The sequence below is a fragment of the Cereibacter azotoformans genome, assembly GCF_021391315.1.
Taxonomy (GTDB): domain Bacteria; phylum Pseudomonadota; class Alphaproteobacteria; order Rhodobacterales; family Rhodobacteraceae; genus Cereibacter_A; species Cereibacter_A azotoformans.
This window is the reverse complement of the sequence record NZ_CP090021.1, coordinates 1,857,038-1,882,375: the sequence shown is the minus strand read 5'-3', so window position 1 is coordinate 1,882,375 and position 25,338 is coordinate 1,857,038. Positions and strand designations below refer to the sequence as shown.

23 protein-coding genes and 5 pseudogenes are annotated in these 25,338 nt (G+C 67.5%); 21 read left to right on the top strand and 7 right to left on the bottom strand.

Annotated elements, in window-relative coordinates:
• The first annotated feature begins 11 nt into the window (after positions 1-11).
• From LV780_RS09410 to LV780_RS09360, 11 genes are all read left to right on the top strand, one after another.
• Positions 12-308 (top strand): hypothetical protein, encoded by a 297-nt coding sequence (locus tag LV780_RS09410; RefSeq protein ID WP_146172291.1) that lies wholly within the window; start codon positions 12-14, stop codon positions 306-308.
• The gene (locus tag LV780_RS09405; RefSeq protein WP_108220433.1) at positions 308-1,183 is read left to right on the top strand and encodes an ATP-binding protein; all 876 of its coding nucleotides are present in this window, start codon (positions 308-310) and stop codon (positions 1,181-1,183) included. Before LV780_RS09410 ends, LV780_RS09405 begins: the two co-directional genes overlap by 1 nt.
• 101 nt (positions 1,184-1,284) lie before the next feature.
• Positions 1,285-1,908 carry a hypothetical protein gene (locus LV780_RS09400; RefSeq protein WP_108220434.1) on the top strand — a complete coding sequence of 208 codons (624 nt, stop codon included), beginning with the start codon at positions 1,285-1,287 and terminating at the stop codon, positions 1,906-1,908.
• Positions 1,909-1,922: 14 nt separating this feature from the next.
• Complete coding sequence (locus tag LV780_RS09395) at positions 1,923-3,611, top strand: DEAD/DEAH box helicase (RefSeq protein WP_108220435.1); 1,689 nt, start codon at positions 1,923-1,925, stop codon at positions 3,609-3,611.
• A gap of 252 nt (positions 3,612-3,863) precedes the next feature.
• Complete coding sequence (locus LV780_RS09390; protein ID WP_108220436.1) at positions 3,864-4,070, top strand: DUF6511 domain-containing protein; 207 nt, start codon at positions 3,864-3,866, stop codon at positions 4,068-4,070.
• On the top strand, positions 4,070-4,510 hold the full coding sequence (locus LV780_RS09385; protein ID WP_233863771.1) for a hypothetical protein: 441 nt from the start codon (positions 4,070-4,072) through the stop codon (positions 4,508-4,510). Before LV780_RS09390 ends, LV780_RS09385 begins: the two co-directional genes overlap by 1 nt.
• Positions 4,511-4,585: 75 nt before the next feature.
• Positions 4,586-4,837, top strand: a complete 252-nt coding sequence (locus LV780_RS09380) for a hypothetical protein (RefSeq protein ID WP_233863770.1) — start codon at positions 4,586-4,588, stop codon at positions 4,835-4,837.
• Positions 4,834-7,128: an AAA family ATPase gene (locus LV780_RS09375; RefSeq protein ID WP_233863768.1), complete on the top strand. Its 2,295-nt coding sequence runs from the start codon at positions 4,834-4,836 to the stop codon at positions 7,126-7,128. Before LV780_RS09380 ends, LV780_RS09375 begins: the two co-directional genes overlap by 4 nt.
• Before the next feature lie 379 nt (positions 7,129-7,507).
• Positions 7,508-8,089, top strand: a complete 582-nt coding sequence (locus LV780_RS09370) for a crossover junction endodeoxyribonuclease RuvC (RefSeq protein WP_108220438.1) — start codon at positions 7,508-7,510, stop codon at positions 8,087-8,089.
• Positions 8,086-8,286 (top strand): hypothetical protein, encoded by a 201-nt coding sequence (locus tag LV780_RS09365; RefSeq protein WP_108220439.1) that lies wholly within the window; start codon positions 8,086-8,088, stop codon positions 8,284-8,286. Before LV780_RS09370 ends, LV780_RS09365 begins: the two co-directional genes overlap by 4 nt.
• A complete protein-coding gene (locus LV780_RS09360; protein WP_108220440.1) occupies positions 8,279-8,659 on the top strand; it encodes a DUF6362 family protein in 381 nt (126 codons plus the stop codon). The genes LV780_RS09365 and LV780_RS09360 overlap by 8 nt, the downstream gene beginning before the upstream one ends.
• Positions 8,660-9,103: 444 nt before the next feature.
• Here the strand turns inward: LV780_RS09360 and LV780_RS09355 are convergent, their stop codons facing one another.
• Positions 9,104-10,183, bottom strand: coding sequence for an NAD(P)H-dependent flavin oxidoreductase (locus tag LV780_RS09355; RefSeq protein WP_108220441.1), 1,080 nt, complete (start codon positions 10,181-10,183; stop codon positions 9,104-9,106).
• 132 nt (positions 10,184-10,315) lie between these two features.
• On the opposite strand from LV780_RS09355, the gene LV780_RS09350 reads away from it, so the two are divergent.
• The 5 genes from LV780_RS09350 to LV780_RS09330 are packed head-to-tail and all read left to right on the top strand — an operon-like array spanning position 10,316 to position 13,953.
• Positions 10,316-11,692, top strand: a complete 1,377-nt coding sequence (locus LV780_RS09350; RefSeq protein ID WP_108220442.1) for a site-specific DNA-methyltransferase — start codon at positions 10,316-10,318, stop codon at positions 11,690-11,692.
• Between the two features lies 1 nt (position 11,693).
• Positions 11,694-12,770: a DNA cytosine methyltransferase gene (locus tag LV780_RS09345; protein ID WP_108220443.1), complete on the top strand. Its 1,077-nt coding sequence runs from the start codon at positions 11,694-11,696 to the stop codon at positions 12,768-12,770.
• Positions 12,771-12,779: 9 nt separating this feature from the next.
• Positions 12,780-12,998: a DUF7220 family protein gene (locus tag LV780_RS09340; protein WP_108220444.1), complete on the top strand. Its 219-nt coding sequence runs from the start codon at positions 12,780-12,782 to the stop codon at positions 12,996-12,998.
• 56 nt (positions 12,999-13,054) lie between these two features.
• Positions 13,055-13,519: a hypothetical protein gene (locus LV780_RS09335; protein ID WP_108220445.1), complete on the top strand. Its 465-nt coding sequence runs from the start codon at positions 13,055-13,057 to the stop codon at positions 13,517-13,519.
• Positions 13,520-13,569: 50 nt separating this feature from the next.
• Complete coding sequence (locus LV780_RS09330; RefSeq protein ID WP_147326421.1) at positions 13,570-13,953, top strand: hypothetical protein; 384 nt, start codon at positions 13,570-13,572, stop codon at positions 13,951-13,953.
• Between the two features lie 68 nt (positions 13,954-14,021).
• Here the strand turns inward: LV780_RS09330 and LV780_RS09325 are convergent.
• Positions 14,022-14,270, bottom strand: a pseudogene (locus LV780_RS09325) (DUF3489 domain-containing protein); the annotation flags it as partial.
• A 52-nt stretch (positions 14,271-14,322) separates the two neighbouring features.
• Positions 14,323-14,538 (bottom strand): annotated as a pseudogene (locus LV780_RS09320) (integrase core domain-containing protein); the annotation flags it as partial.
• A gap of 158 nt (positions 14,539-14,696) precedes the next feature.
• Between LV780_RS09320 and LV780_RS09315 the strand changes: the two are divergent.
• The 3 genes and pseudogenes from LV780_RS09315 to istB all read left to right on the top strand — a co-directional run bounded on the left by LV780_RS09315 (position 14,697) and on the right by istB (position 19,079).
• Positions 14,697-16,343 carry an IS1634 family transposase gene (locus LV780_RS09315; protein ID WP_117344998.1) on the top strand — a complete coding sequence of 549 codons (1,647 nt, stop codon included), beginning with the start codon at positions 14,697-14,699 and terminating at the stop codon, positions 16,341-16,343.
• 342 nt (positions 16,344-16,685) lie between these two features.
• A pseudogene (istA, locus tag LV780_RS09310) lies at positions 16,686-18,219 on the top strand (IS21 family transposase).
• On the top strand, positions 18,216-19,079 hold the full coding sequence (istB, locus tag LV780_RS09305) for an IS21-like element helper ATPase IstB (protein WP_101339570.1): 864 nt from the start codon (positions 18,216-18,218) through the stop codon (positions 19,077-19,079). Before istA ends, istB begins: the two are co-directional and overlap by 4 nt.
• 76 nt (positions 19,080-19,155) lie before the next feature.
• Here the strand turns inward: istB and LV780_RS09300 are convergent.
• A pseudogene (locus LV780_RS09300) lies at positions 19,156-19,961 on the bottom strand (IS3 family transposase); the annotation flags it as partial.
• 168 nt (positions 19,962-20,129) lie between these two features.
• Here LV780_RS09300 and LV780_RS09295 point away from each other — a divergent pair.
• Positions 20,130-21,624, top strand: a pseudogene (locus tag LV780_RS09295) (IS3 family transposase); the annotation flags it as partial.
• Between the two features lie 305 nt (positions 21,625-21,929).
• Here LV780_RS09295 and LV780_RS09290 read toward each other — a convergent pair.
• From LV780_RS09290 to LV780_RS09280, 3 genes are all read right to left on the bottom strand, one after another.
• Complete coding sequence (locus LV780_RS09290) at positions 21,930-22,514, bottom strand: HNH endonuclease (RefSeq protein ID WP_101342268.1); 585 nt, start codon at positions 22,512-22,514, stop codon at positions 21,930-21,932.
• Positions 22,515-22,715: 201 nt separating this feature from the next.
• Entirely contained in the window at positions 22,716-23,378 is a 663-nt protein-coding gene (locus LV780_RS09285; RefSeq protein ID WP_011909088.1) for an alpha/beta hydrolase, read from the bottom strand.
• The gene (locus LV780_RS09280; RefSeq protein WP_101342267.1) at positions 23,375-24,004 is read right to left on the bottom strand and encodes a DNA-3-methyladenine glycosylase family protein; all 630 of its coding nucleotides are present in this window, start codon (positions 24,002-24,004) and stop codon (positions 23,375-23,377) included. The genes LV780_RS09285 and LV780_RS09280 overlap by 4 nt, the downstream gene beginning before the upstream one ends.
• Before the next feature lie 112 nt (positions 24,005-24,116).
• On the opposite strand from LV780_RS09280, the gene LV780_RS09275 reads away from it, so the two are divergent.
• Positions 24,117-25,337 (top strand): MFS transporter, encoded by a 1,221-nt coding sequence (locus tag LV780_RS09275; RefSeq protein ID WP_108220578.1) that lies wholly within the window; start codon positions 24,117-24,119, stop codon positions 25,335-25,337.
• Position 25,338: the final 1 nt, after the last annotated feature.

The following is a 25,338-nucleotide window of genomic DNA, read 5'->3' as shown; positions in this document are numbered from 1 at the left end:
GGAGAACCGCCATGCCGGACCAGCCGGACGACATCACCCGTCTTCGCAAGGCGAGCTACGCGCTCGAAGACCTCCCCGAAACCATTTCCCTGCCGCAGCGCCCCGGTGACGAGCCGCGCGCCCCGCTGCCGGTCGTCGAGGCGACCGTCGACGAGATCGCCTTCGCCATCGTGGAAGCGGAGCGCGAGAGCACGGTCGCCTACCGCCGCGCCGATGCGCTGAAGCGGCTCTACAAGCTCGCCCGCGAGGCGGGGTGCATCGGCGCCGACCTCGCCGCCACGGCGGTGATGAAGAAGGAGGGCCAGTGATGGCCCTTCCCATCATCGGCGCCGACGAACGGCTCGCGCAGCGCAAGGGCATCAAGGGCGTCATCTTCGGGCGGTCCGGCATCGGCAAAACCAGCCTGCTCTGGACGCTGAACGCCTCGACCACGCTCTTCCTCGATCTCGAGGCGGGCGATCTGGCGGTCGAGGGACTGGAGATCGACACGCTCCGGCCGCGCACCTGGAAGGAATGCCGCGACTTCGCGGTGTTCATCGGCGGCCCGAACCCGGCGCTGCGCGAGGACCAGCCCTACAGCCAGGCGCATTTCGACGAGGTCTGCGGGCGCTACGGCGATCCGGCGGTGATCGGGAAATACGAGACCGTCTTCATCGACTCGATCACCGTGGCCGGGCGGCTCTGCTTTCAGTGGTGCCGTGGGCAGCCCGAGGCGTTCTCCGAGAAGACCGGAAAGCCCGACATCCGCGGCGCCTACGGGCTGCATGGCCGCGAGATGATCGGTTGGCTGACCCATCTGCAGCACACGCGCGGCAAGCATGTCTGGTTCGTCGGTATCCTCGACGAGCGGCTCGACGACTTCAATCGCAAGGTCTTCCAGCCGCAGATCGACGGCTCGAAGACCGGGCTCGAGCTGCCCGGGATCGTCGATCAGGTCATCACCATGGCCGACATCGCCGATGCCAACGGCCAGCCGCAGCGCGCCTTCGTCTGCCAGACGCTGAACCCCTGGGGCTATCCGGCGAAGGACCGGTCCGGCCGCCTCGACAGGGTCGAGCCGCCGCATCTCGGCCGGCTGATGGAGAAGATCCAGCGCCCCGCGGCGCCTGCCTCCGAACGCCTGACCTGGCCGCCGGTGACCCCGGCCGATCCCGCGCCCGCTGAGGAGCCCGGCCATGGCTGAGCGCCTCTCCCTGACCCCGATGTCCCGATCCGGTCGCCGGATTGGCTTTTCCATGTCGACGCCGCTGCGCGTCCCATCCTCCAACTGAAAGGAGCCGCGCAATGTCCGGACCCTGGAACGACTTCAACTCCGCCCAATCCAACACCAACGTCATCCCGAAGGGCACGCTCGCGAAGGTGCGCCTGACCCTGCGGCCGGGCGGTTTCGACGACCCCTCGCAGGGCTGGACCGGCGGCTGGGCCCGCCGCGCCACCACCGGCGCCGTCTATCTTGACGCCGAATACACTGTCGTCGAAGGGCCCTATGCCCGCCGCAAGATCTGGTCGCTGATCGGCCTCTACAGCCCGAAGGGCCCGGACTGGGCAAACATGGGGCGCGGCCTGATCCGCGGCATCCTCAACTCGGCGCGCGGCGTGTCCGACAAGGACAACTCGCCCGAGGCGCAGGCGCGCCGCCGCATCAACGGGTTCGGCGATCTCGACGGAGTCGAATTCGTCGCCCGCATCGACATCGGCACCGACACCAACGGCGAGGACAAGAACGAGATCCGCGCCGCCGTCACCCCCGACCATCGCGACTACGCCGCGTTGATGGGCACGGTCGCGCCGCAGTTCGCCGCCGCCCCGGCGCAGGGCCACGCCCAGCAGCAGCCCGCCACGGCCACCCAGCCCAGCCAGCCCGCGTCCGCCCCCGGCGCCGCCGGTCGGCCGAGCTGGGCGCAGTAAGGGGGAGACCGGCCATGCGCCTGCGCCCCCGCCAGAAAACCTTTGTCGAGCGCAGCGTGGCTGCGCTCGCTTCCCGCGGCAACACGTTGGGCGTGGCGCCCACCGGCGCGGGCAAGACCATCATGCTCTCGGCGGTCACCGGCGAGATGATCGGCGACGGCGCCAAGGCCTGCGTGCTGGCGCACCGCGACGAGCTGACGGCGCAGAACCGCGCCAAGTTCCAGCGCGTGGTGCCGGGCGTCGCCACATCGGTGATCGACGCCACGGAGAAATCTTGGAACGGCCAGGTCGCCTTCGCCATGGTGCCGACGCTGGCGCGGGCTTCGAACCTCGCTGATATGCCGCGCCTCGACCTGCTGGTCGTGGATGAGGCGCACCATGCCGTCGCCGACAGCTACCGCCGCATCATCGACCGGGTCCGCGAGGCCAATCCCGACGCGCGGATCTTCGGGGTCACGGCGACGCCGAACCGGGGCGACAGGAAGGGTCTGCGCGAGGTCTTCGACAATGTCGCCGACCAGGTGCGGCTGGCCGAGCTGATCGCGTCGGGCCACCTTGTGCCGCCGCGCACCTTTGTCATCGACGTGGGTGTGCAGGACGAGCTGCGCTCGGTCCGCAAGACCATGTCGGATTTCGACATGACAGAGGTGGCGGGCATCATGGACCGCGCCCCTGTCACCGACGAGGTGATCCGCCACTGGAAGGAAAAGGCGGGCGACCGGCAGACCGTGGTGTTCTGCTCCACCGTCGCGCACGCCGAACACGTCACCGACGCCTTCAGGGCGGCGGGCGTTTCCGCCGCGCTGATCCATGGCGACCTGGCGGCCGAGACCCGCAAGGCGATCCTCGCCGACTATGCCGCCGGGGACATCCGCGTTGTCGTCAACGTGGCGGTGCTGACCGAAGGCTGGGACCATCCGCCCACCTCCTGCGTCGTGCTGCTGCGCCCCAGCTCCTACAAATCCACGATGATCCAGATGGTTGGGCGCGGCCTGCGCACCGTCGACCCCGAGGAACATCCCGGCATCGTCAAGACCGACTGCGTCGTGCTGGATTTCGGCACCTCGAGCCTGATCCACGGCACGCTGGAACAGGACGTCGATCTGGACGGCAAGACTGAGATTGGTGAGGCGCCGACGAAGACCTGCCCGGCCTGCGAGGCGGAGATCCCGCTGGCCGCCACCGAATGCCCGCTCTGCGGCGAGGCGTTCCCGCGCGAGGATATGGATGCGGGCGAAGTCGGGGACGCCGCGCCGCTTTCGGGCTTCATGATGACCGAGATCGACCTCCTGAAGCGGTCCAGCTTCGCGTGGGTCGACCTCTACGGCACGGACGATGCGCTGATGGCCACCGGCTTCGCCGCCTGGGGCGGCATCTTCTGGCTGGGAGGGGTCTGGTACGCCATCGGCGGCGCGAAGGGCGAACGCCCGCATCTGCTGGGCGTCGGCGAACGCACGGTCTGCCTCGCGCAGGCCGACGACTGGCTGAATACCCACGAAACCGACGAGAGCGCTTTCAAGACGAGGGGATGGCTGCGCCAGCCGCCGACCGAGAAGCAGCTCCAGTACCTGCCGCCCGAGTGTCGGCACGACTTCGGCCTGACGCGCTACCGCGCCTCGGCGCTGATGACCTTCGGCTTCAACAAGCGCGCCATCCGTCAGCTGATCGAGACGTCGGCGGGGCCGGAACGGAGGGCAGCATGACCCATGACCGCCTCCACCCCGATCACGGCCGCGGACCGGCGGCGGCTCTGGCATCCACGTGGGACGCTCTGCGCCGTCTGCCGGCAACCCACCCATGGCTTTGGCTGGTTCGATCCCGTCCGGCGGACGGCTTCGCCGCCAAGGTCCTCGAAACGTGCGCCTACGCCTACGGGACGGCCCCGGCCCTCGGTCTGGTTCTGCTCGATGTCCTGCCAGGCTTTCTGGACGCATTTGGCTCAGGGGTGTGTCGCCATGGTTGACCTGACCGAGGAAGAGCGCGCCGCAATCACCGCCACCATGAAGCGCGTGGCGCTGCTGATGGACGAGATCGGCTGGGCCACCTCGCTCGCCGACCTGACCGAGGCGCAGGTCCGAGCGCTGATCGAGGAAGCCGTCGAGGGCTTCCGCGAGGCCATGTCCGACATCGCGCGGGCGAAAGCGCCGGAGGTGCCGTTCTGATGCTGGACTACAATCACCGCCCCAGCTTCGCCGACCGGGTCAACGCCGCCGTCGATCGGGCGCTAACCGCCGATCAGTCCACGCGACCGCCCCGCGACTATCTCGGCGGCTCCCGGCTCGGCCATGCTTGCGAGCGCGCCCTGCAGTTCGAGTTCACGGCGACGCCGAAGGACGAGGGCCAGGACTTCAGCGGCCAGTCGCTGCGCATCTTCGCCATCGGCCATGCGCTCGAGGATCTGGCCGTCGCCTGGCTGCGCGGCGCGGGGTTCGACCTCTATACCCGCAAGGGCAACCGACCCGATGGCGGCCAGTTCGGCTTCTCGGTCGCGGGCGGGCGCATCAGCGGTCATGTCGACGGCATCATCGCCGCAGGCCCCGAGGGCTTCGGTCTGGCCGTTCCCGCGCTCTGGGAATGCAAGACGATGAACGCCAAGAACTGACGCGCCTGTGTCAAGGACGGCGTTACGAAGTCGAAGCCGGTCTACGCCGCCCAGATCGCGCTCTACCAGGCCTACATGGAAGGGACGGTCCCCGGCATCTCGGCCGCGCCCGCGCTCTTCACCGCGATCAACAAGGACACCGCCGAGCTGCACCATGAGCAGGTCGCCTTCGACGCCGACCTCGCGCAGCGCATGTCCGACCGGGGCGTGCGGATCCTGCAGGCGACCGATGCGGGCGAGCTTCTGCCGCGCGCAGCCACCACGCCGGACTTCTTCGAATGCCGCTTCTGCCCGTGGTCCGAGCGCTGCTGGAGGCTGCCGGCATGAGCGACGACGGCATCCTGCACTTCAATCCCTGGATGGACTTCAACGACGGGCCGCCGTCCGAGAACCCGTTCGGCTGCGACCCCGACCCCGGGCAGATCGCCGTCTTCCTCGACACCGTGTTCAGCTGGTGCGAGGGGTTGATCCCGCTCCGCGGCTTCGTCGACAAGGGTCAGGGTCGGGACGGCAAGCCTCACAACATCTGGATCCCGGCAGACGCCACCGCGCCCGAGAAGCTCGCGACCTTCGCCGCGTGGGCGAACCGCGAGGGGGCAGCGGTCTATGTCATCCCCGGCACGGTCGCCGAGCAGGGCCAGGCCCGCGCCGCCGACGTGCTGCAGATGCAGGCCGTCGTGGTCGATCTCGACGCGGGCGACATCCCGGCCAAGCTCAACCATGTCACCCGCCACCTCGGCGCGCCCGCGCTCATCATCGAAAGCGGCGGGCGCACGCCCGAGGGCGCGGCGAAGCTCCATGTCTGGTGGAAACTGACCGAACCGGCCGAAGGCGACGACCTGGTCACCCTCTGCCGCCTGCGCGGCGAGATCGCCGTGAAGGTCGGCGGCGACACGCATTTCCGCTCGGCGCACCAGCCGATCCGCGTGCCCGGCACCGTCTATCACAAGCACGGCCACCAGCGCCTCGTGGAAATCCGGGAACACCGTGCCGTCGAGGTCGACCTTGCGGACTTTGCCGAACGGGTCGCCGGGATGCCGCCGCTGCCGGGCGTGGGCTTCGCCAGCGATCATGCCGCGCCATGCGCAAAGCCCGGCATCGACGCAGTGCTCACCACACCGGTGCGGGAGGGCGCGGTCGACGACTGGTCGCGCTTCCAGGGAGCCAGCGCCGCCATCGGCCATTACATCCGCCTCGTCCACGAAGGCCGCCTCGACCCGTTCGCGGGCTGGGAGGCGATCTGCGGCTACAACGCCGCCATGCTGCGCCCGTCCTGGCCGCTCGATCGGCTGCAGGCCGAGTCAGAACGGCTCTGGGCGCTGCATGTGAAGCGCAACGGCCCGCCGCTCCTGCGCGCGGCCCACGCCAATGCCCCGGCGAGCCCGCTGCCGACCTTCACCCTCGGCGCGCTCCTCGACGACACGAGCCCCATGCCCGAGGACATCATCGGGCCGCGCGTGCTGACGCCGGGCGGGCTCCTGGTGCTGGGTGGCGCGCCCAAGGTCGGCAAGAGCGATTTCCTGATCTGCTGGCTCGTCCATATGGCGGCCGGCGTGCCGTTCCTCGGCTTCACGCCACCCCGGCCGCTGCGCGTGTTCTATCTGCAGGCCGAGATCCAGTATCACTACCTGCGCGAACGCATGCAGCAGATCGCGCTGCCCGCCGCCGTGATCGCCGCCGCGCGCGACACCTTCATCGCCACGCCGAAGCTGAAGATCCTGCTCGACGCGGAAGGCGTCGCCCGCGTGGCCGAGGCGATCCGGACCGCATTACCCGATGCGCCGCCCGACATCCTCGTCATCGACCCGATCCGGAACCTCTTCGACGGCGGCCCCGAGGGCGGCGGCGAGAACGACAACACCGCCATGATGTTCTTCCTGAAGGACCGGGTGGAGCCGCTGCGGGAGGCGGTCAATCCGGACGCCGGCGTCATCCTCGCCCACCACACCCGCAAGGCCAGCAAGCAGCAGGTGAAGGACGATCCCTTCCTCGCCCTCTCCGGCGCCAGCGTGCTGCGCGGCTTCTACACCTCGGGGCTGCTCATGCACCGGCCCGACGAGGACAGCACCGTCCGCAGGCTGGAGATCGAGCTTCGGAACGGCCCCGCCCTGCCAGGCAAGCTCATCGACAAGGTGAAGGGCGAATGGGTCGAGCTGAACCCGCTGAACGAGCGCCTGGTGCGCAAGGAAGCGGGCGCCAGGCTCGATGCCGAACGGCTGCGCAAGGGCGACGTGATCCTCACCATCCTGCACGAGGAAGCGGCGGCCGGCCGGCTCTACACCACCACTCAGTTCGGCGAGGCCTTCGAGAACAAGGCCGGTCTCGGCAGCAAGTACACGATCCGCGACCGGATCGGCGTGCTGACGACCAAGGGGCAGATCAAGTTCCTCCGTGATGGCCGTCCCTTCGGCATGGCCGTGGTGCGCTCCCGCTTCGGCTATCTCGTGGTCGACGGCATGCGCTTCGGGACGGAGACGCAGATCGATCCCGATACCGGCGAGGTGCTGGGCGACGGCCTGCCGGTGCTCCCGAGCCACTACAAATGCGCCAGCACCGGCGCCTGCCTGCAGGTCGAGAACCCCGCCATCTGGGTCTATCCGGAGGGTCTCGATGACTGACTTCGTCCTCCCCGAAATCTTCCTCGTCCTCAGGACGAAGTTGTCGGTCCTCGTCCTCACCTCGTCCTCAGTCAACAAAATCAATGACTTGCGGAGGACGAGGACAAACAACCCCGTCCTCCTTCCTCGTCCTCCGAAATGGCGAAAAGTCGTTTTTTCTCAGCTGCTTGCGTGGATGGGAGGAATGATAAGGAAACCCCCATACTACGTATGGGGCGGCCACCCGTCAGGGTGGGCCTCGCCCCCATACGCAGCGGGCCCTCGCGCGCCGCCTGTCCTGGTCTTCCCCAGCCGATCCGACGACGGCGGTCCCGCACCGCCAGGCACCAGACCGCCGTCGTCTTCCACCACCACAGGCCACCGGCAAAGGAGACCCGTCATGGCTCGGCCGACTCTGATCCCGAATTCCGACGGCGCAAGCTTCGACACGCCGCCGCTCGTCACCCCCCGGAACCACGTGAGGCCGACTTGCGCGGCTCCACAGGGGCCATGGTTCCGCGCCACTCTCGCGCTCGACCTCGGCACCTCGACCGGCTGGGCGCTGCGCGGGCACGACGGTCTGATCACCAGCGGGACCGTCTCGTTGCGTCCCGGCCGCTTCGACGGCGGCGGCATGCGCTACCTGCGTTTCACGAACTGGCTGGCCGAGATCGACCGGCTGTCCGGTCCTGTCGCCGCCATCTGGTTCGAGGAGGTCCGCCGCCACGCCGGAACCGATGCAGCCCATGTCTACGGCGGTCTGATGGCCACCCTGACCGCATGGGCCGAACTGCGCGGCGTGCCCTACGAGGGTGTCCCGGTCGGCACGATCAAGCGTCACACCACCGGCAAGGGCAATGCCGACAAGGCGACGATGATCGCAGCCGTCCGCGCCCGCGGCTTCAGCCCGGCGGATGACAACGAGGCCGACGCCATCGCTCTCCTTCTCTGGGCGATCGAGACGAACGGGGGTGTCGCATGAGATGGCATCCCAGAGGCTACGGCGGCCAGCGCCGGGATCCCGAGCAGGTGAAGCGCGAGGGCTGGCAGGAACAGGGACTGCTGGCCGTGTCGCTCGATGACCCGCGTCTCACCTGGCCCGAGCGCGAACTCGTCCGCCAGTTGGGGGACAAGCTCTATGGCAAGCTTCCTGCGGTGAGGGAGGTGGGCCATGGCTGATCGTGTCTGGAGCGCAGACGACGTCGCCGATCATTTCGAGGAGGCGTTCCGTACCCTGCGCAAGCTGCCGCCCGTGAAGGCGCAGGGCTACTTCAGCACCTGGCCCGACATCGTGCGCACCACTCGCGAGATCGCGGCGATGGAGCCCCAGCCCATGCGGGTCTGGCCCTCGGCCGCCGCGATCACCCGGCTCGAGCAGACCTTCGACTGGGTGCTCTGGATCGAGGAGGCGGAGCGCAAGCTGGTCTGGTCCCGCGCGGCCCGCGTGCCGTGGAAGCAGATCAGCGGCGAGCTCGGCTGCGACCGCACCACCGCCTGGCGGCGCTGGCAGCTGGCGCTGACCAAGATCGCGGCCCGGCTGAATGCTCCGTGAGTCCAAAGTGTTGCAACACTTTTCCCTTCGACATCTGCAACAGTTCCGTGCTATCCGAAGGGCATGATGGGGGAGAGTGCGCCGAAGGGCTCCCTCTCCCCTTTGCGTTGAAGCCGGGTCCACTGGATCCCGGTATCCAGCGAGGATCCGGCCGGGGTCCAGCCCACGGCAGTTTCCGGTTCCTTCCGGGCGATGTTCGTATGCTGGCGGGCGAAGCGCGCAATTTCGCCAGCGACAGGGCCGGTTTTTTGGGAAGCCCCCCGGAAGCCGGAAGCCACCGCAACGCCTGAAACTCTTGTGAATTCAAACAAATGACCAGCCGCGCTGGGTGGATACCCCGCGGCTGCCGGAGTCCACCCGGAAGCCGGTGGATCCACCCGCGTCGGAGTCCATCTGCGAATAGGGCAATACACTGCCCAGCGCCCGCCGACGGCTCCTGGACTGTTAGCGGTTCGACCCCCGTACCAGAAGCGCGAGTGCCTGGTCAGCAAGGTTGCGGGTGAGATCGCCAGCCGGCATCGCGCGGGAGAGGCCCGCGGACTGGCCCGACCAGAGTGACATGAAATCCTCCGATCCTCCGGGCTCGGAGGCCGATCGCAGCGGTGCGAGAGCGCCGCCCGCCAGCGGGAACTGCGGTGCGTCCGCGGCGATGGGACCGACATCGCGCATGATGCGGTTTACAATTCCGCGGGCCGGCCGTCCGGTAAAGACGTTCGTCAGGGCCGTCTCCCGCCCAGAGCCGGCAGCAAGCGCGCGACGATGTGGCACCGCGATGGTGGCCTCCGGCGTGAACAGATAGGCCGTCCCGATCTGCACCGCGGAGGCGCCCAGCATGAAGGCCGCGGCGATGCCGCGCCCGTCGGCGATGCCGCCCGCCGCGATCACCGGCACGCGCACTGCATCAACGACCTGCGGCACGAGCGAGAGTGTCCCGACCTGCGTCGCGATTTCCTCGGTGCGGAACATGCCGCGGTGCCCACCGGCCTCTGCACCCTGTGCGATGATTGCGTGGCATCCCTCCGCCTCGAGCCACCGCGCCTCGTCAACGGTGGTGGCCGAGGACATGATCTTGGCGCCCGTCGCGACTACCCGGTTCAGCAGGCGCTGCTTCGGCAGACCGAAATGGAAGCTGACGACCTCCGGGCGCAGCTCCTCGACCAGCGCGCAGAACTCCTCGTCGAAAGGCGCGCGGTTGGACGCGGGAACCGGTGCGTTCGGGTCGAGACCGAACTCCTGGTAGTACGGCTCCAGTCTCCGCCGCCACTTCGCCTCTCGCGCGGCATCGGGCGTGGCCGGACGGTGGCAGAAGAAATTCACGTTGATCGGTCGCGCGGTTCGCTGGCGAATGACGCCGAACTGGGTGCGCAGCTGGTCCGGCGTGAGCAGTGCGCAGGGAAGCGATCCGAGCCCGCCCGCTTCGGCCACCGCAACGGCCAGATCCGACAGTCCGGCGCCTGCCATCGGGGCCTGAATGATAGGCAGGTCGATCCCGAGCATCTGCATGACGCGCTGATCCGGCCACATTGGCTGCACTCCATATGCTGGCAGTGATGTGCGCAGTATCGGGGTTGTTGTGGCCCAACGGAACCCCGTCCCGACCCGAAGCTGCGTTCGTGCTCACCGGGGCTGATCGTGAATCGTTTTCAGGAGTGACTGATGACCCTCGCCTTCGCCCCTGAGCGGATCGAGCAATGGCCGCTGTCTAGGCTCCAGCCCTACGCTCGCAACGCCAAGCAGCATGGGCCCGACCAGGTCGCGAAGATCGCCGCCAGCATGGCCGAGTTCGGCTGGACCGTGCCGTGCCTCGTGGGCGAGGACGGCGAATTGATCGCCGGGCACGGGCGCGTGCTGGCCGCCACGCAGCTGGCGCTGACCGAAGCGCCGGTGATCGTGCTGGGGCACCTAACCGAGGCGCAGCGGCGGGCCTACCGGATCGCGGACAACAAGCTGACCGAACTCGGCACCTGGGACGAGGCGCTGCTCTCGGCCGAACTGAACGACCTGCTGGCTGAAGACTACGACCTGTCGCTGGTCGGCTTCTCCGACGGCGAGTTGGACAAGCTGCTGGCCTACGTCGCGGAAGACGACGGTGAAGAAGGTGGCGCCGGGGGCTCCGTGCCGCCGGTGACCATCCCCGAGCCACCGCGCAATCCAGCATCACGAACCGGGGATCTCTGGATCCTCGGCGACCACCGCCTCCTCTGCGGGGACAGCACCAGCGCGGCCGACGTGCGCCGCCTGATGAATGGCGAACGGGCGATCCTGTTCGCCACCGATCCGCCCTATCTGGTCGACTACGACGGCTCGAACCATCCCACCCGCAACAAGGATTGGTCAGCGTCCTACGGCACCACTTGGGATGACAGTTCGCAGGGGGCCGAGCTTTACGACGGCTTCATCGCGGCGGCCGTAGCGGAAGCCATCGCCGAAAATGCCGCCTGGTATTGCTGGCACGCGTCGCGCCGCCAGGCGATGCTAGAAGCCTGCTGGGAAAAGGCGGGTGCCTTCGTGCACCAGCAGATCATCTGGGTGAAGGACCGCGGGGTTCTGACCCGCTCGCACTACCTCTGGAAGCATGAACCCTGCTTCATGGGCTGGCGGCGTCCGAACCGCCCGCCGAAGGTTGCCGAGCAGACGCTGCCCTCGACTTGGGAGATGCCGTCTTTCACCAAGGACGAGCGCCCCGATCACCCGACGCCGAAACCGCTCGACGCCTTCGGCATCCCGATGCGCCAGCACGTGGCGCGCGGCGGTCTCTGCTACGAGCCGTTCTCCGGCTCCGGCTCGCAGATCATGGCGGGCGAGGCCAACGGCCGACGCGTCTTCGCGATGGAAATCAGCGCCGCATATGTCGATGTCGCCGTGGAACGCTGGCAGGCCGAGACCGGCCGCGCCGCGATCCTCGACGGTGACGGTCGGACCTTTGCGCAGGTGAGAACCAAGCGGTTGGGCGACGATGCCAACGCCCGGGTCGATATTCCGACCACGGACGCAGCCCCCGAACCCGCGCGAAAACGCACGACCGCCGCGTGACATGCATGACCTGGCTCTACCTTCCTCCGGAGACGCTTCCGGGGCCGGAGACGCATGCTTCTTCGGTCTCTCCCTCTGCTCCGGCGCGGGCGGGCTCGACCTCGGGCTCACCATCGCAATCCCCGGATATCGTGCTGTGGGTTACGTCGAGCGGGACGCCTTCGCCGCGTCCATCCTCGTGGCGCGGATGGAAGACGCGGCCCTGGATCGCGCGCCTGTCTGGGACGACATTGCCACCTTCGACGGCCGCCCGTGGCGCCGCGTGGTGGACATCGTCATTGCGGGCTATCCGTGCCAGCCGTTCTCAGTGGCAGGCAAGCGCAGGGGTGCCGACGACCCGCGCCACCTCTGGCCGCATGTCGCCCGGATCATCGGCGAGGTCGAGCCGCCCTTCGTGTTCCTCGAGAATGTCGCCCATCATCTCCGCCTCGGCTTCCCCGAAGTCGCCAGCGGACTGGTCGGCATGGGCTACAAGCTTGCGGCTGGCCTCTTCACGGCGGCGGAAGTCGGCGCGCCCCACAAGCGCGAGCGGCTGTTCATCCTTGCCATCCGCGAGGGGGACGAGCTGGCCGACCCCGCGCGCCTGCTCTGGTGCCCGGTCGAGTGGCGGGAACCGGACGGAACTGCTGCGGCTGTGGCCGACGCCGCAGACCGACTGCTTCCGCAGCCGGGGCGGAGACCGGATAAACGAGAAAGGTCTCGATGGCATGGCGCGGGACTGGCCGACAGCGACGACGGACGGACTCGCCCAACCGAGCGCGGGCATCCGCCGGACAGCCGATCTGATACACGCCAGCCGCATGTGGATGACGCCGACGGCGCGAGATCACAAGGACGGAGCGACGAGCCTTGCGAACACGCCGGTGAACGGCCTGCTTGGCCGCCAGGTCCTGGTGACGCAGATGGCTGGGCGCGATGCCTCGCCGTCGCCCAGGACCTTGAACCCGCTGTTCGTCGAGGCGCTGATGGGCTGGCCCACCGGGTGGACCGGCTTCGGCTCTGTGGCAACGGCGTGGTTCCCCTGGTTGCAGCGCATGCGCTGCGAACTCTCGCGGCTGAGCTGCTCTCCGCTGGATGAGGTGGCGAGATGAAGCAGTCCCGCCTCATGTCGCTGGTCGAGTCCGTCGCCAACGTGATCGTCGGCTATGGGGTCGCGGTCCTCACGCAGATCCTGATTTTCCCGATCTTCGGGCTGCACACGACGCTGGCGCAGAACCTGAAAATGGGCGCGGTGTTCACCGTCGTGAGCATCGCGCGGTCCTACGTCCTGCGGCGCCTGTTCGAGGCACTGCGAGTGCATCTGTAACGTTGCGAAAGGCGTCGAGGGGTGTAAGTTACTGAAAAGCCGCGTAGGATAAGGGCATGGCAAGAATCGAGCGAAGCACAAAACTCTCGTTGACGCAGGACGAGTATCGTATCTGCTCCGAACCCTACGTTTTCTACCGTTTGATCTCGGACGGTAATGGCTTCCGGCTTATGACTGCAACTGCGTCAGAGAACATTGGGTGGTATCGCGCCTTCGAAGATCAAGCGTCATTGATCTCGGTGACCGCGCAGGTCTTTTCAGATCGCGGCTTGTACATAGTGACCAAAGAGGATCATGCAGGGCGAAGTTACGTTGAGACTTCAATTTACCCCAACGAGGAAGATCTGCTTCATCTTGCTGCCACCGTTCTTGATAGGATCGGCTTCGAAGATATTTCGGTACTCGCTCTCCGTGAAATGAAGACGATTTACGATGAGTTTTCCTCGGACGAAAGTGGCGACGACACTTACCTGAGCGATGGTATGTGGATTACGTCTGATGGCCGGTTGGTCGAGAAATGATCCTCGAACTAGATTGGTCTGTGTGACCCAAAGCGAAAGGCGGTGCGGGAGTGGGTGATTTCGAGGATGTTTTTGGCGCTGGCGCTGACGCCGTTGATATAATTGATGGGTACTCCCGGCAATACGAGCGGGCAAGCGCCAGAGAAAAGGCAAATTGGTGGGGCAGAGCGACTGAGGAAGAACTTGAAGCGGCAGATTCCGACGACGAGCTAGACGCTTGGCGTCGGTCAATGTTGTCTCGCGGTTATACCAGAGGTCCGCGCTTTTCTACGTATGCAGAATTATCCGCTTGGGACCGTGAAAACAAGCGGCCACATATTCGCCGACGTAATGGAAACGGCTTTGAAGTATTCTTCACTGATCGAATTTCCTCGGATCCGTTGCAATCAGAAGGCGGTCCGAAGAAGGCTGATGATGACGAAATTCCGTTCTGAGGGGTGACAGTCGCCGTCTTGCGAATGGACGGCAACTATCACTTCTTTGGGCTGTAACGAGCGCTGCCTCAGAGAATTTTGTACACGCGCCCCCGGTCCTCGACTTTCTCCGACGTCACCTCGAGCCCGAGTTTCTTCTTCAGCGCCCCGGCCATCGCGCCGCGCACCGTGTGCGACTGCCAGCCCGTCGCAGCCATGATCTCTTCAATGGTCGCGCCGTCCGGTGCGCGCAGCATGGCGATCAGGGTGGCCTGCTTGGTCCCCTCGCGCGGCGTACGCGCCTTCGGCGCGGCTTCGGGTCCCGTTGGGGTGGCCGGCGGGGGCTCCTCCGGTAATCCTCCCGGTTTTAGCGGGATCCGGCCGTAGAATTCACGCGGCCATCTTCAGCTTCATGGCAGGTGTGACCCCGCCGATGCCCATGTTGGGGCGTTCGTTGTTGTAGTTCCAGAGCCATTCGGTGGCGATCTGCTGCACTTCCTCGATGGTTTCAAAGATGTAGAGGTCCAGCCATTCATGCCGGACCGTCCGGTTGTAGCGCTCGACGTAAGCGTTCTGCTGCGGCTTGCCGGGCTGGATGTAGGTCACCCAAGTTCGACAAAATCCACCCGGGACTGGCGCGATTCCGGCGGGCTGTTCGAGTCGTTTCAATGGGTTGGCCGTCAGCACGCCGAGGTTTCATGTAGTTACATGGAGCGCAGCTAAAAGTTCTTGCTTAGAAGGCGCAATGCTGCGATTTCGTAGGGATGTTCATTCGCATCACCGAAAATGGCGGCCGGCGCTACCTCCAGATCATGGAGTCCTACCGTAACGACGCCGGCAAGCCGCGCAGCCGCGTGATCGCGAACCTCGGGCGCATCGACGACAGACCGGACGGCCATCTCGACTCCCTGATCCGGGGGCTGTGCAAGGTCACGGGGCGCGATGCGCCGGAGGCCCTCAGGATCGAGCAGGAGCCCGGCCGCGCCTTCGGCGACGTCTTCGCCCTCCACGAGCTGTGGAAGGACCTCGGCTTCGACCGCGCGCTGGCGCGGGCACTGCGGTCGGGCAAGCGGCAGCTTGATGTGGAGGCGCTCGTCAGGGCCATGGTTTTCAATCGGTTGTGCGAACCGGACTCGAAGCTCGGCTGCCTGCGCTGGCTGGAGACGGTGGCGATGCCGGCCATGCCCGAAACGGTGACGCATCAGCATCTGCTGCGCGCGATGGACGCGCTGATGGACCATGCGGAGCGGGTCGAGATCGAGTTGGCGAAACAGATCCGGCCGCTGGTCGACCGGGATCTGGCGGTGGTGTTCTACGACCTGACCACCGTGCGCATCCACGGCGAGGCGGAGATAGAGGATGATCTCCGCGCGTACGGCATGAACAAGGAGAAGGGCGGCATTGCCCGCCAGTTCGTGCTGGGCGTCGTGCAGACGGCGGAAGGCCTTCCGCTCATGCACACCGTCCACCCCGGCAACGTCGCGGAGACCAAGACGCTGCAGGCCATGCTGACCACCGTCCTGCAGCGTTTCCCGGTCGAGCGGGTCGTGCTGGTCGCCGACCGTGGGCTCCTGAGCCTCGACAACATCGACACGCTGACCACGCTCGCCGATCAAGGAGGGCGGAAGCTCGAGTTCATCCTGGCCGTCCCCGCCCGCCGCTACGGCGAGCTCGTCGAGACTTTCCGCGGCCTTGCCTTCGACAAGACGGGCCTCTCCGAGGCTCGCTTCGCGGGTCACCGGCTGATCGTGGCCCACGATCCGCTGCGCGCGGCCGAGCAGTCCGAGAAGCGCCGAGCCCGCATCGCCGAACTTGAGGTCATGGCCGAGCGCATGGTCGGCAAGCTGAATGCACAAGACGCGGGGCAAAGCGACCGGGGCCGGCGGGCCTCCGACCGTGGTGCCTACAGCCGCTTCACCCGCGCGGTCGCCGAGGCCGAACTCACCCGCTTCCTCAGGGCCGACTTCACCGCCGACCGCTTCAGCTGGTCGCTGGACGAGACCGCCATCCACGAGGCCGAGCTCTTCGACGGCAAGCTCGCGCTGCTGACGAATGCTCCCGACCTGACGCCGGCCGAGGCCGTCGCGCGCTACAAGGCGCTGGCCGACATCGAGCGCGGCTTCCGGGTGCTGAAGTCCGACATCGAGATCGCCCCGGTCCACCACCGCCTGCCCGATCGCATCCGCGCCCACGCGCTGATCTGCTTCCTGGCGCTCGTGCTCTATCGCGTCATGCGCATGCGCCTGAAGGCCAAGGGCCACACGGCCAGCCCCCGCACCGCGCTCGATCTCCTCGCTCGCATCCAGCGCCACCGCGCGAAAATCGGTGAGCGCACGGTCAATGGGCTCTCTGTGACAACGCCTCAACAGATGGAACTCTTCGACACCCTGAACCTGCCAAAACCCCTCTGACGAACGCCGTGTAGTCACATAATGGCTCATTCCGCCATAATGACATCAATTGCTTAGCGGTTTTGCTGTCGAACTTGGGAGGTCAGGGCGATGCCCTGCTTCGAAGCCCAGGTCATCAGCGTGGAACTGACGTATTCCGGGCCGTTGTCCACCCTGATGAGCGACAACCAAGTTGGCCGAAACCGTCAGGCAAGTTGGCCGCTGGGTTCAGCCGGAGGACGGGCGTAGCCCGTCCCGGAGGCTGAACCCAGCGGCTGGCCCTCGTTTCGGGGGAGAAGGGTAGGTGCTGGCCGCTGCGGGCCGGTAGGGTCGAGGTCTCTGCTACCAAACGGAGATCCGACCGTGCCGGGCAAACCCGTCACCGACCAGCAAGTGAGAGTCTACATGACCGACCGTCTCCAGCACAGCCAGCGTGTCGCCGCCGCCCGCGCCGGCTTCAGCGAACGCACCGCCCGCCGCATCGATGCCGATCCGCGCCTTCCATCGCAACGTCCGGCCCCCCGGGGCCGCACCGTGCCCGACCCGCTCGAGGCGGTGTGGGAACCGGTGCTGCTGCCGATCCTCGCGCGTGATCCAGCCGTTCAGGCCGTCACCCTGTTGCGGCACCTTCAGACGAGCGATCCGGAGGCCTTCCCCGACGACCGCGTGCGCCGGACGCTCGAGCGGCGCGTCCGCGACTGGCGTGCCCTGAACGGACCCGAGCGCGACGTGATCTTCCGCCAGACGCCGGAACCCGGCCGGATGGCGCTGTCGGACTTCACCGATGCGAACGAACTCTGCGTGACGATCGCGGGGCAGCCGCTTGAGCAGCGCCTCTACCACTTCGTCCTGGCCTACAGCGGCTGGGAACATGCCGCCGTGGTGCTGGGCGGCGAGAGCTTCCCGGCGCTGGCCGAGAACCTCCAGAACGCGCTCTGGACCCTTGGCGGAGTGCCTGGCGAGCATCGCACCGACAGCCTGTCCGCAGCTTATCGGAACCTCGATGCCGAGGCCGCGGCGGACGTCACCAAGCGCTATGACGCCTTCTGCGCCCACTACGGCATGCTCGCCAGCCGCAACAATCCGGGCGAGGCGCACGAGAATGGATCTGTCGAGGCCCACAACAACCACCTGAAGGTCGCCCTTGATCAGGCCCTGATCCTGCGCGGCTCCCGCGACTTCGCCGATCTCGCCAGCTGGCGCCGCTTCGTCGATGAACTGGTTGCTCGACGCAACCGCCGGCGCGAGTCCGCGGTGCGCATTGAGATGGCGGCGCTCAGGCCGCTGCCGGCCCGGCGCACCACCGACTTCACCGAGGTGGTCGCGCGGGTCACGAAGACCGGGGGCTTCCTGGTCCACCAGGTCTTCTACTCGGCGCCCTCCCAACTGATCGGCAAGCGGTCGAACCGGAGGTTCGCCTCCGGCGAAACGGGTCCATGTCTACGACGACCGGATCGAGGCCTTTCTCGGAGCGACCCCTGTCGTCACGCACCCCCGCCGTCGCGGCCGCGATGACGGCACCCGCGTCCACTGCGTCAACTATCGCCATGTCATCCACGCCCTGCGCCGCAAGCCGCAGGCGCTGGCCGGTTCCGTTTACCGCGACGGCCTGTTCCCGCGATCGGAATACGCCGAGGCCTGGGTCGCGTTGTCCGCCGCCTTGCCGCGTCGCGACGCCTGCCGTCGCATGGTCGATCTGCTGTGGCTCGCCCATGAGGAGGGCTGTGAGGCTGAACTGGCCGCGCTGATTGCCCAGACCCTCGGTCATGGCGAATTGCCCGAAGCCCATGCGCTAAGGAGTAAGCTGGAGCCGCGCCGGCGCGAGCTGCCCGACGACACGCCCGTCAACCTCACCGATCTCGCCCGCTTCGACGAACTGCTGGAGGCGCGCGCATGACCGCCGCTGCCCCGCGCCCCGTCGATGTGCATGCGTTGCCCGCCATGCTCACGGCTCTCCGCCTGCCCAGCATCCAGCGCCACTGGACGATGCTCGCAGACCGCGCCGACGCCGAGGGCTGGCCCGCGTCGCGCTTCCTCGCAGCTTTGGCCGAGGTCGAGCTCGCCGATCGCGATGCCCGCCGCATCCAGCGCCATCTGCAGCAGTCCGAACTCCCCGGCGGCAAGACGCTGGCAACGCTCGACTTCAAGGCACTGCCCGGCGTGACCCGGGCCCGCATCGAGGCGCTGGCCGCCGGGGATTGGGTTGAGACCGGCGCCAATCTCATCGCCATCGGCAACTCGGGCGCCGGCAAGAGCCACGTTCTCTGTGCCATCGGCCATGCTCTCGTCGAGGCCGGCAAGCGCGTCCTCTACACCCCCACCACCGACATCGTGCAGAGGCTGCAGGCCGCCCGCCGCGATCTGGTCCTCGAGGCCGCACTCGCGAAGCTCGACAAGTTCGACCTGATCATTCTCGACGACATCACCTACGCCCAGAAGGACCAGGCCGAGAGCTCGGTGCTCTTCGAGCTCATCGCCCGGCGCTACGAGACGCGAAGCCTCGCCATCGCCGCCAACCAGCCGTTCAGCGCCTGGAACCGCGTCTTCCCCGATCAGGCCATGACCGTCGCCGCCATCGACCGGCTGGTTCACCACGCCACCATCCTCGAGATGAACGGCGAGAGCTTCCGCCGCCGCGCCGCCGCACGACGCCGATCCTCCGAGCCTGTCGCTGCGCCGACAGCCTCCAGCGACAACATCGGCGTCGAAGCCACCGACAACATCAACGACAAGCTTAGGGAGATCAGCGCCGAGTAACACCAACGACCGCAGCGGTCAAAACCGGCCATCCTGGTTGTCGGTCACGGCCAAGAAGGTTGACGCTCTACACCACCCTGATCGCCAAGGGCTTGCCGCGCCACTCGATGATCTGGTTCAGCGACCGGACGACCCGCTCGGCGGGCAGCGAGAAGTCGACCTCGATACCCAGACCTTCGCGGTTGAAGTCGTCCAGCACGTTCAACAGCCGGAACTGCCGCCCATCCGCCAGCCGATCGGCCATGAAATCCATCGACCAGACCAGGTTCGGCGCCTCGGGCACGGCCAGTTCCTCGGGCTTCTCCCGCTTCAGCCGTCGCCGCGGCTTGATGCGCAGGTTCAGTTCCAGTTCGCAGTAGATCCGATGGACCCGCTTGTGGTTCCAGACGTGCCCTTTGACGTTCCGCAGGTGCAGGAAACACAGCCCGAACCCCCAGGTCTTGTGGACATTGGTCAGCCCGACCAGCAGGTCTGCGATCATCTCGTTCTCTTCGTCGCGCTTCGGGCTGTAGCGGAAACAGGTCTCGCTGACGCCAAACGCCCGGCAGGCCAGCGCGATGCTCACACCCTTCGTCGCCACCGCCTTCTCGGCCAGCTCGCGGCGCTGAGCTGGCCGCGTCACTTTTTTCCAAGGGCCTCGCGAAGCAGGTCGGCCTGCATACTCAGGTCGGCGAACATGCGCTTCAGCCGCCGGTTCTCGTCCTCGAGGGCCTTCATCTGGCTCATCATGGACGCGTCCATGCCGCCATACTTCGCCCGCCACTTGTAGAACGTCGCAGTGCTGATCCCATGCTCGCGGCACAGTTCGGCCACGGCCAAACCGCCCTCCGCCTGACGCAGCACGCCCATGATCTGGGCTTCGGTGAAACGGCTCTTCTTCATCGGAATCTCCTCGTCCATCCTGCCGAGAAAATTCTACTTCCGCATCCCTCCCGCCCCGTCAGGGTAGTTGTCACCGGTTCTGGATCTGGAAGTGTATCCTGAGGCGGGCGGGACAGGACGACGGGTTTGGCTTACTCACCGGAACGAAAGGCGGCGGTTCTTACGAAGATGCTGCCGCCGAACAACATGCCCCTGGGCCAGTTGGCCAAGGAGGAAGGGATCAGTGTCGCGACGCTCGCTAAGTGGCGGGCGGAGGCTCGGGCGAAGGGCCAGCTCCTGCCGGATGCGAACGCCGGGCCTGAGGGCTGGACCTCCCAGGACAAGCTGGCGGCGGTGATCGAGACCGCTTCGATGAACGAGGCGGAGCTGGCTGAGTACTGCCGCCGCCGTGGCATCTACCCCGAGCACTCGCTGTCTGGCGCGAAGCCTGCGCGCGCGCCAACGACTGGGAGCGGGCAGCCGCGAGCCGGATCGCCCGCGAGACGCGCGACGACAAGAAACGGATCCAGCAGCTGGAGCGTGAGTTGGCGCGCAAGGAGAAGGCGCTGGCCGAGGCGGCCGCGCTGATGATCCTGCGAAAAAAGGTCGAGGCGATCTGGGACCGCAGGGAGGGCGAGGACGAATGACCTCAGCCCCGGATCGCCAGGAGATTGCCGCCCTCGTCGCTGCCGCCACGGAGGCCGGGGCCCGGCCCTCGGCCGCCTGCGCCGCAGCGGGCCTCAGCCCGCGCACCCTGCGCCGCTGGCAGGGCCCCGACGGCGGGATCCGCGAGGATCGCCGCCCCTCTGCCGACCGCCCGGCGCCGGCCAACAAGCTCACCGAGGAGGAGGGCGACCGGATCGTGGCGACCTGCGCCACGCCGGAATTCGCGAGCCTTCCGCCGAGCCAGATCGTGCCCCGGCTGGCCGACCGAAACATCTGGATCGCCTCGGAATCCAGCTTCTACAGGGTGTTGCGCGAGCGCGGGCAGAACCATCGCCGTGGCCGCGCCCGCCCCGCTGCGCGCCGGAAACCACCGACGAGCTTCGAGGCGAAGGGGCCGTGCCAGGTGTGGAGTTGGGATATAACGTGGCTTCCAGGGTCGATCGCGGGGACCTTCTTCTACCTCTACCTCATCGTCGACATCTTCAGCCGGAAGATTGTCGGCTGGGAGGTCCACGACCGCGAGACCTCGGAGTTCGCGGCCGAGGTGCTCAGGCGCGCCGTCTGGTCGGAGCGGTGCCTGACCAGCCCGCTCGTACTCCATGCGGACAATGGCAGCCCGATGAAGGGCGCGACGATGAAGGTGACGATGGAGCGGCTGGGCGTCATCGCCTCCTTCAGCCGGCCCCGCGTCAGCAACGACAATGCCTTCTCCGAGGCGCTGTTCCGCACCTGCAAGTACACGCCCCGCTGGCCGACCCGGGGCTTCGCCACGATCGAGGAGGCGCGGACCTGGGTCCAGAGCTTCGTGCGTTGGTACAATCTCGAGCACCGTCACAGCGCGATCCGCTTCGTCACCCCCGACCAGCGCCACCGCGGCGAGGACAAGGCGCTGCTGGCCGAGCGCCACCGCGTCTACCAGCTGGCCCGCGCCGCACACCCCGAACGCTGGTCAGGCCAGATCCGCAACTGGCAGCCCATCGGCCCGGTCTGGCTGAACCCGGAACGGCCCGATGCCGGGCGCGGAGGCCATGGGTTCGCCGCCGCGCTCCCCCATCAAGCTGGCGGCGGCGGACCCATGGCCGGGTCGGCCGAACAGGCAGCCTGAAAACGAGAGACCGGGACAACTAGCTTGACGAACACCGCCCTCTAACCTTGGGGAGGATTACCGCTTGACGAACACCGGTGCTCCGGCAGGCAAGACACAGCGGCACAGCCTCGCGGCCGCCTGATCGCGTTGTTCAGGCTGAACTACCCGACAGGAAGCACAACCCGCCCTATGGTGACAACTATCCTTCCCTTTACAAATCACCTCTCCAAGGCTTCTCAAGCCTCGAGTTCGGCATCCCAGTAGAGATAGTCGAGCCAGCTCTCGTGCAGGTGGTTGGGCGGGAAGCGCTGGCCGTGGCGCTGCATCTCGGCGGGCGTGGGCTCCTTCGGGGCGCGGAACAGGCGCATGCCGGCCTGCCGCAGCGTCTTCGACCCCTTGCGCAGATTGCAGGACGAACAGGCGGCCACCACGTTCTGCCAGCTTGTCACCCCGCCGCGGGCACGGGGGAGGACATGGTCGAAGGTCAGGTCGCCCTTCGCGCCGCAATACTGGCACCGGAACTCGTCCCGCAGGAAAAGATTGAAGCGCGTGAAGGCCACGCGCTTCTGGGGGGACACGAACTCCTTGAGCACCACGACGGAGGGTATTCGGAAGGCCGCACGCTGACTGCGCACGACCTGATCATACTCCGCCACGATCGAGACCCTGTCGAGAAAGGCCGCCTTGATCGCCTCCTGCCAGGGCCAGAGCGACAGTGGATAGTAGGAGAGCGGCCGGTAATCCGCGTTCAGAACGAGCGCCGGATAATGTCTCAGCGCCGCCGGTTCGCGCACGAAGCTGGTTCTGAAATCGCCGTCCATTGCCGAAGTGACTCCTTCTCCGCCCTGTCTGCCGTTCGTCGGCACCAGAGCGGGGAACCCGCCCCGATGACACAACTATATATGGCGGTCACCCTCAGGCAAGCCCCGCAACCGGCCGTGGGTGACCGGAACGGTTGTGGCGGCCTCAGGTGACGGGGATGTGACGCTTTTTTCGCCAGACGATGAAGATGGCGGACTTGGTCAGTCGGGCAGACGATCCTTCAGGAAGGCCAGCGCCACCGAGAGACCGTCGGGCGCGATGCCGTGGCCGGTGCCCTTCATCACATGGCCGTAGGTCGTGAAGCCCGCGCGGGTGAGCGCCTCACCCGCAAGGCTCATTTCGGCGAAGGGCACCATCGGGTCGGCATCGCCGTGGATGAGGAGAACCGGGGGCTTCACCCGCGCCTCCTCCGCGAGCCGCTCGGGCGCGAGGAGCCGGCCGGAGAAGGCCACGATCCCCGCGATCTCCTCGGCCCGGCGGGGGGCGACGTGCAGCGCCATCATCGTGCCCTGGGAAAAGCCGACCAGCGCGAGCGCGGAGGGCGGCAGACCCTCGGCCGCAAGCTGTTCGTCGATGAAGGCGTCGAGATCCAGGGCGGCCGCCTCGAGCCCCTCGGCGGCTTCGGCCTCGGACGAGTCGTCCAGCCACGGGATCGGAAACCACTGGCAGCCGAAGCCGTTTGCGCGGCAGCCTTCGGGCGCATCGGGGGCCACGAAGGCCGTGCCCGGCAGATGCGGCGCCAGAGGATCGGCCAGGCCCAGCAGGTCGGCCCCGTCGGCTCCGTAGCCGTGCAGGAAGATCACGAGGCTCCGCGCCTCGCCCTGCGCCGGGCCGCGGCGCCCGAATTTCAGCTTGCGTGTCATGCGGTTCCTTCCCGTCCCTTGGCATGACGGTAATAGGCCCAGAGAAGGCGCGCCGCAACGCCCCGCCACGGACTCCAGTCTTCGGCCATCGCCCTCAATGCGCGTTCGCCCGGCCGGGCCTCGAGATCGAAGAGGAGCCGGGCGGACTCCTGCAAGGCGAGATCGCCGGCGCAGAGGATGTCGGCCCGGCCCAGCGAGGTCATGGCATAAAGCTCGGCCGTCCAGCGGCCGATACCGGGCAGGGCGGTCAGCCGCACCACCACCTCGGCGTCCGGCAACTGCGCCAGCGCGCGATAATCCAGCGTCGCCCGCGCCAGCGCCTGGACATAGCGGATCTTGGCCGCCGAGAGCCCGCATCCTCGCAGGGCCGTCTCGTCGGCCGCCGCCACCGCCTCGGGCGACATGAGGCCCGCGGCCTCCATCCGCGCCCGCATGGCGGCCGCGGCCGCGGTCGAGACCTGCTGCCCGAGGATCGCCCCCACCAGCTCGGCAAAGCCCTCGGGCCTGCGGCGGAGAGGGGGATCACCCGTCAGCGCATGGGCGGCGGCAAAGCGCGGCTCGCGCCGGGCGAGCCAGTCGAGGCCCTCGGCGATGCAGGCGGGCGAGGTCAGGATGCGGCCGGTCATTCACAAGGCATGGCGGATCGGGGCGCGGGCGTCCAGCCCGACGCGGCGGCGCGCGCCCCGCGCCTTCAGCTTTTCGCTGGACGGGGCCGCCGGCGGCGCACTAGGGAAGGGCATGAGCCAGACGTCCGCACTGCCCGCCTCCGATGCCCGCGCCCGCCGCAACGTGATCGTCCTCGTGGCCGCGCAGGCGATCCTCGGCTCGCAGCTTTCGATGGTCTTCATCGTGGCGGGTCTTTCGGGCCAGACGCTCGCACCGAACCCCTGCTGGGCGACGCTACCGATCACGCTGGCCGTGACGGGATCGATGCTCTCGGCCACGCCGCTCTCGGCGGTCATGCAGCGGTTCGGGCGGCGGGCCGGGTTCCTCCTCGGCGCGGTCGCCGGGGCCGCCGGGGCCGGGGTCTGCGCGCTGGGGCTGATGCAGGGCTCGTTCGCGCTGTTCCTCGCGGGCTCGCTCCTGACCGGCATCTACATGTCGGCGCAGGGGTTCTACCGTTTTGCCGCCGCCGATACGGCCTCCGAGGCCTTTCGCCCCAAGGCGATATCGTGGGTGATGGCGGGCGGGCTCCTTTCGGCCGTCATCGGCCCGCAGGTCGTCAAGCTGACGGCCGAGTCGATGGTGGTGCCCTTCCTCGGCACCTACCTCGCGGCCATCGGGCTGAACCTCGGGGGGATGCTGCTCTTTGCCTTCCTCGACATTCCACGCCCTGCGGCGCCCGCCCTGGGCAGCCCGCGCGGCCGCAGCCGGAGCGAGCTGATCCGCGACCCCCGCATTGCCGTGGCGGTGATCTGCGCGACCGTCGCCTATGCGCTGATGAACCTCGTGATGACCTCGTCGCCGCTCGCGGTGGTGGGCTGCGGCTTCGCCACGTCGGACGCGGCCGATGTGGTGACGGCCCATGTGCTGGCCATGTATGGGCCGAGCTTCTTCACCGGCCATGTGATCGCCCGGATCGGAGCGGAAAGGGTGATGGCGGCGGGGCTGGCCATCCTTGCGGCCTCGGGCGCGGTCGCGCTCTCGGGGGTGGAACTGGGGCATTTCTTCGGCGCGCTCGTGCTGCTCGGGATCGGCTGGAATTTCGGCTTCATCGGCGCGACGGCCATGCTGGCCTCGGCCCATGGGCCGGAAGAGCGGGGGCGCGTGCAGGGTCTGAACGACCTGATCGTGTTCGCGGGCGTGGCGGCCGCCTCGCTGGCCTCAGGCGGGCTGATGAACTGCTCGGGCGGGACGGTCGAGGCCGGCTGGCAGGCCGTGAACCTCGCCATGCTCCCGTTCCTCGTGGCGGCGGGAGGCGCGCTGATCTGGCTCGCCCTGCGCCCGAAAGAGGGCTGAG

Coding starts and splice junctions, on each gene's coding strand:
- LV780_RS09275 (WP_108220578.1), top strand. CDS start 24,117: ATGAGCCAGACGTCCGCACTGCCCGCCTCCGATGCCCGCGCCCGCCGC.
- LV780_RS09370 (WP_108220438.1), top strand. CDS start 7,508: ATGGCTCGGCCGACTCTGATCCCGAATTCCGACGGCGCAAGCTTCGAC.
- LV780_RS09410 (WP_146172291.1), top strand. CDS start 12: ATGCCGGACCAGCCGGACGACATCACCCGTCTTCGCAAGGCGAGCTAC.
- LV780_RS09285 (WP_011909088.1), bottom strand. CDS start 23,378: ATGACACGCAAGCTGAAATTCGGGCGCCGCGGCCCGGCGCAGGGCGAG.
- LV780_RS09400 (WP_108220434.1), top strand. CDS start 1,285: ATGTCCGGACCCTGGAACGACTTCAACTCCGCCCAATCCAACACCAAC.
- LV780_RS09365 (WP_108220439.1), top strand. CDS start 8,086: ATGAGATGGCATCCCAGAGGCTACGGCGGCCAGCGCCGGGATCCCGAG.
- LV780_RS09380 (WP_233863770.1), top strand. CDS start 4,586: ATGGAAGGGACGGTCCCCGGCATCTCGGCCGCGCCCGCGCTCTTCACC.
- LV780_RS09345 (WP_108220443.1), top strand. CDS start 11,694: ATGCATGACCTGGCTCTACCTTCCTCCGGAGACGCTTCCGGGGCCGGA.
- LV780_RS09340 (WP_108220444.1), top strand. CDS start 12,780: ATGAAGCAGTCCCGCCTCATGTCGCTGGTCGAGTCCGTCGCCAACGTG.
- LV780_RS09315 (WP_117344998.1), top strand. CDS start 14,697: ATGTTCATTCGCATCACCGAAAATGGCGGCCGGCGCTACCTCCAGATC.
- LV780_RS09290 (WP_101342268.1), bottom strand. CDS start 22,514: ATGGACGGCGATTTCAGAACCAGCTTCGTGCGCGAACCGGCGGCGCTG.
- LV780_RS09335 (WP_108220445.1), top strand. CDS start 13,055: ATGGCAAGAATCGAGCGAAGCACAAAACTCTCGTTGACGCAGGACGAG.
- LV780_RS09375 (WP_233863768.1), top strand. CDS start 4,834: ATGAGCGACGACGGCATCCTGCACTTCAATCCCTGGATGGACTTCAAC.
- LV780_RS09385 (WP_233863771.1), top strand. CDS start 4,070: ATGCTGGACTACAATCACCGCCCCAGCTTCGCCGACCGGGTCAACGCC.
- LV780_RS09280 (WP_101342267.1), bottom strand. CDS start 24,004: ATGACCGGCCGCATCCTGACCTCGCCCGCCTGCATCGCCGAGGGCCTC.
- LV780_RS09355 (WP_108220441.1), bottom strand. CDS start 10,183: ATGTGGCCGGATCAGCGCGTCATGCAGATGCTCGGGATCGACCTGCCT.
- LV780_RS09395 (WP_108220435.1), top strand. CDS start 1,923: ATGCGCCTGCGCCCCCGCCAGAAAACCTTTGTCGAGCGCAGCGTGGCT.
- istB (WP_101339570.1), top strand. CDS start 18,216: ATGACCGCCGCTGCCCCGCGCCCCGTCGATGTGCATGCGTTGCCCGCC.
- LV780_RS09360 (WP_108220440.1), top strand. CDS start 8,279: ATGGCTGATCGTGTCTGGAGCGCAGACGACGTCGCCGATCATTTCGAG.
- LV780_RS09390 (WP_108220436.1), top strand. CDS start 3,864: ATGGTTGACCTGACCGAGGAAGAGCGCGCCGCAATCACCGCCACCATG.
- LV780_RS09405 (WP_108220433.1), top strand. CDS start 308: ATGGCCCTTCCCATCATCGGCGCCGACGAACGGCTCGCGCAGCGCAAG.
- LV780_RS09350 (WP_108220442.1), top strand. CDS start 10,316: ATGACCCTCGCCTTCGCCCCTGAGCGGATCGAGCAATGGCCGCTGTCT.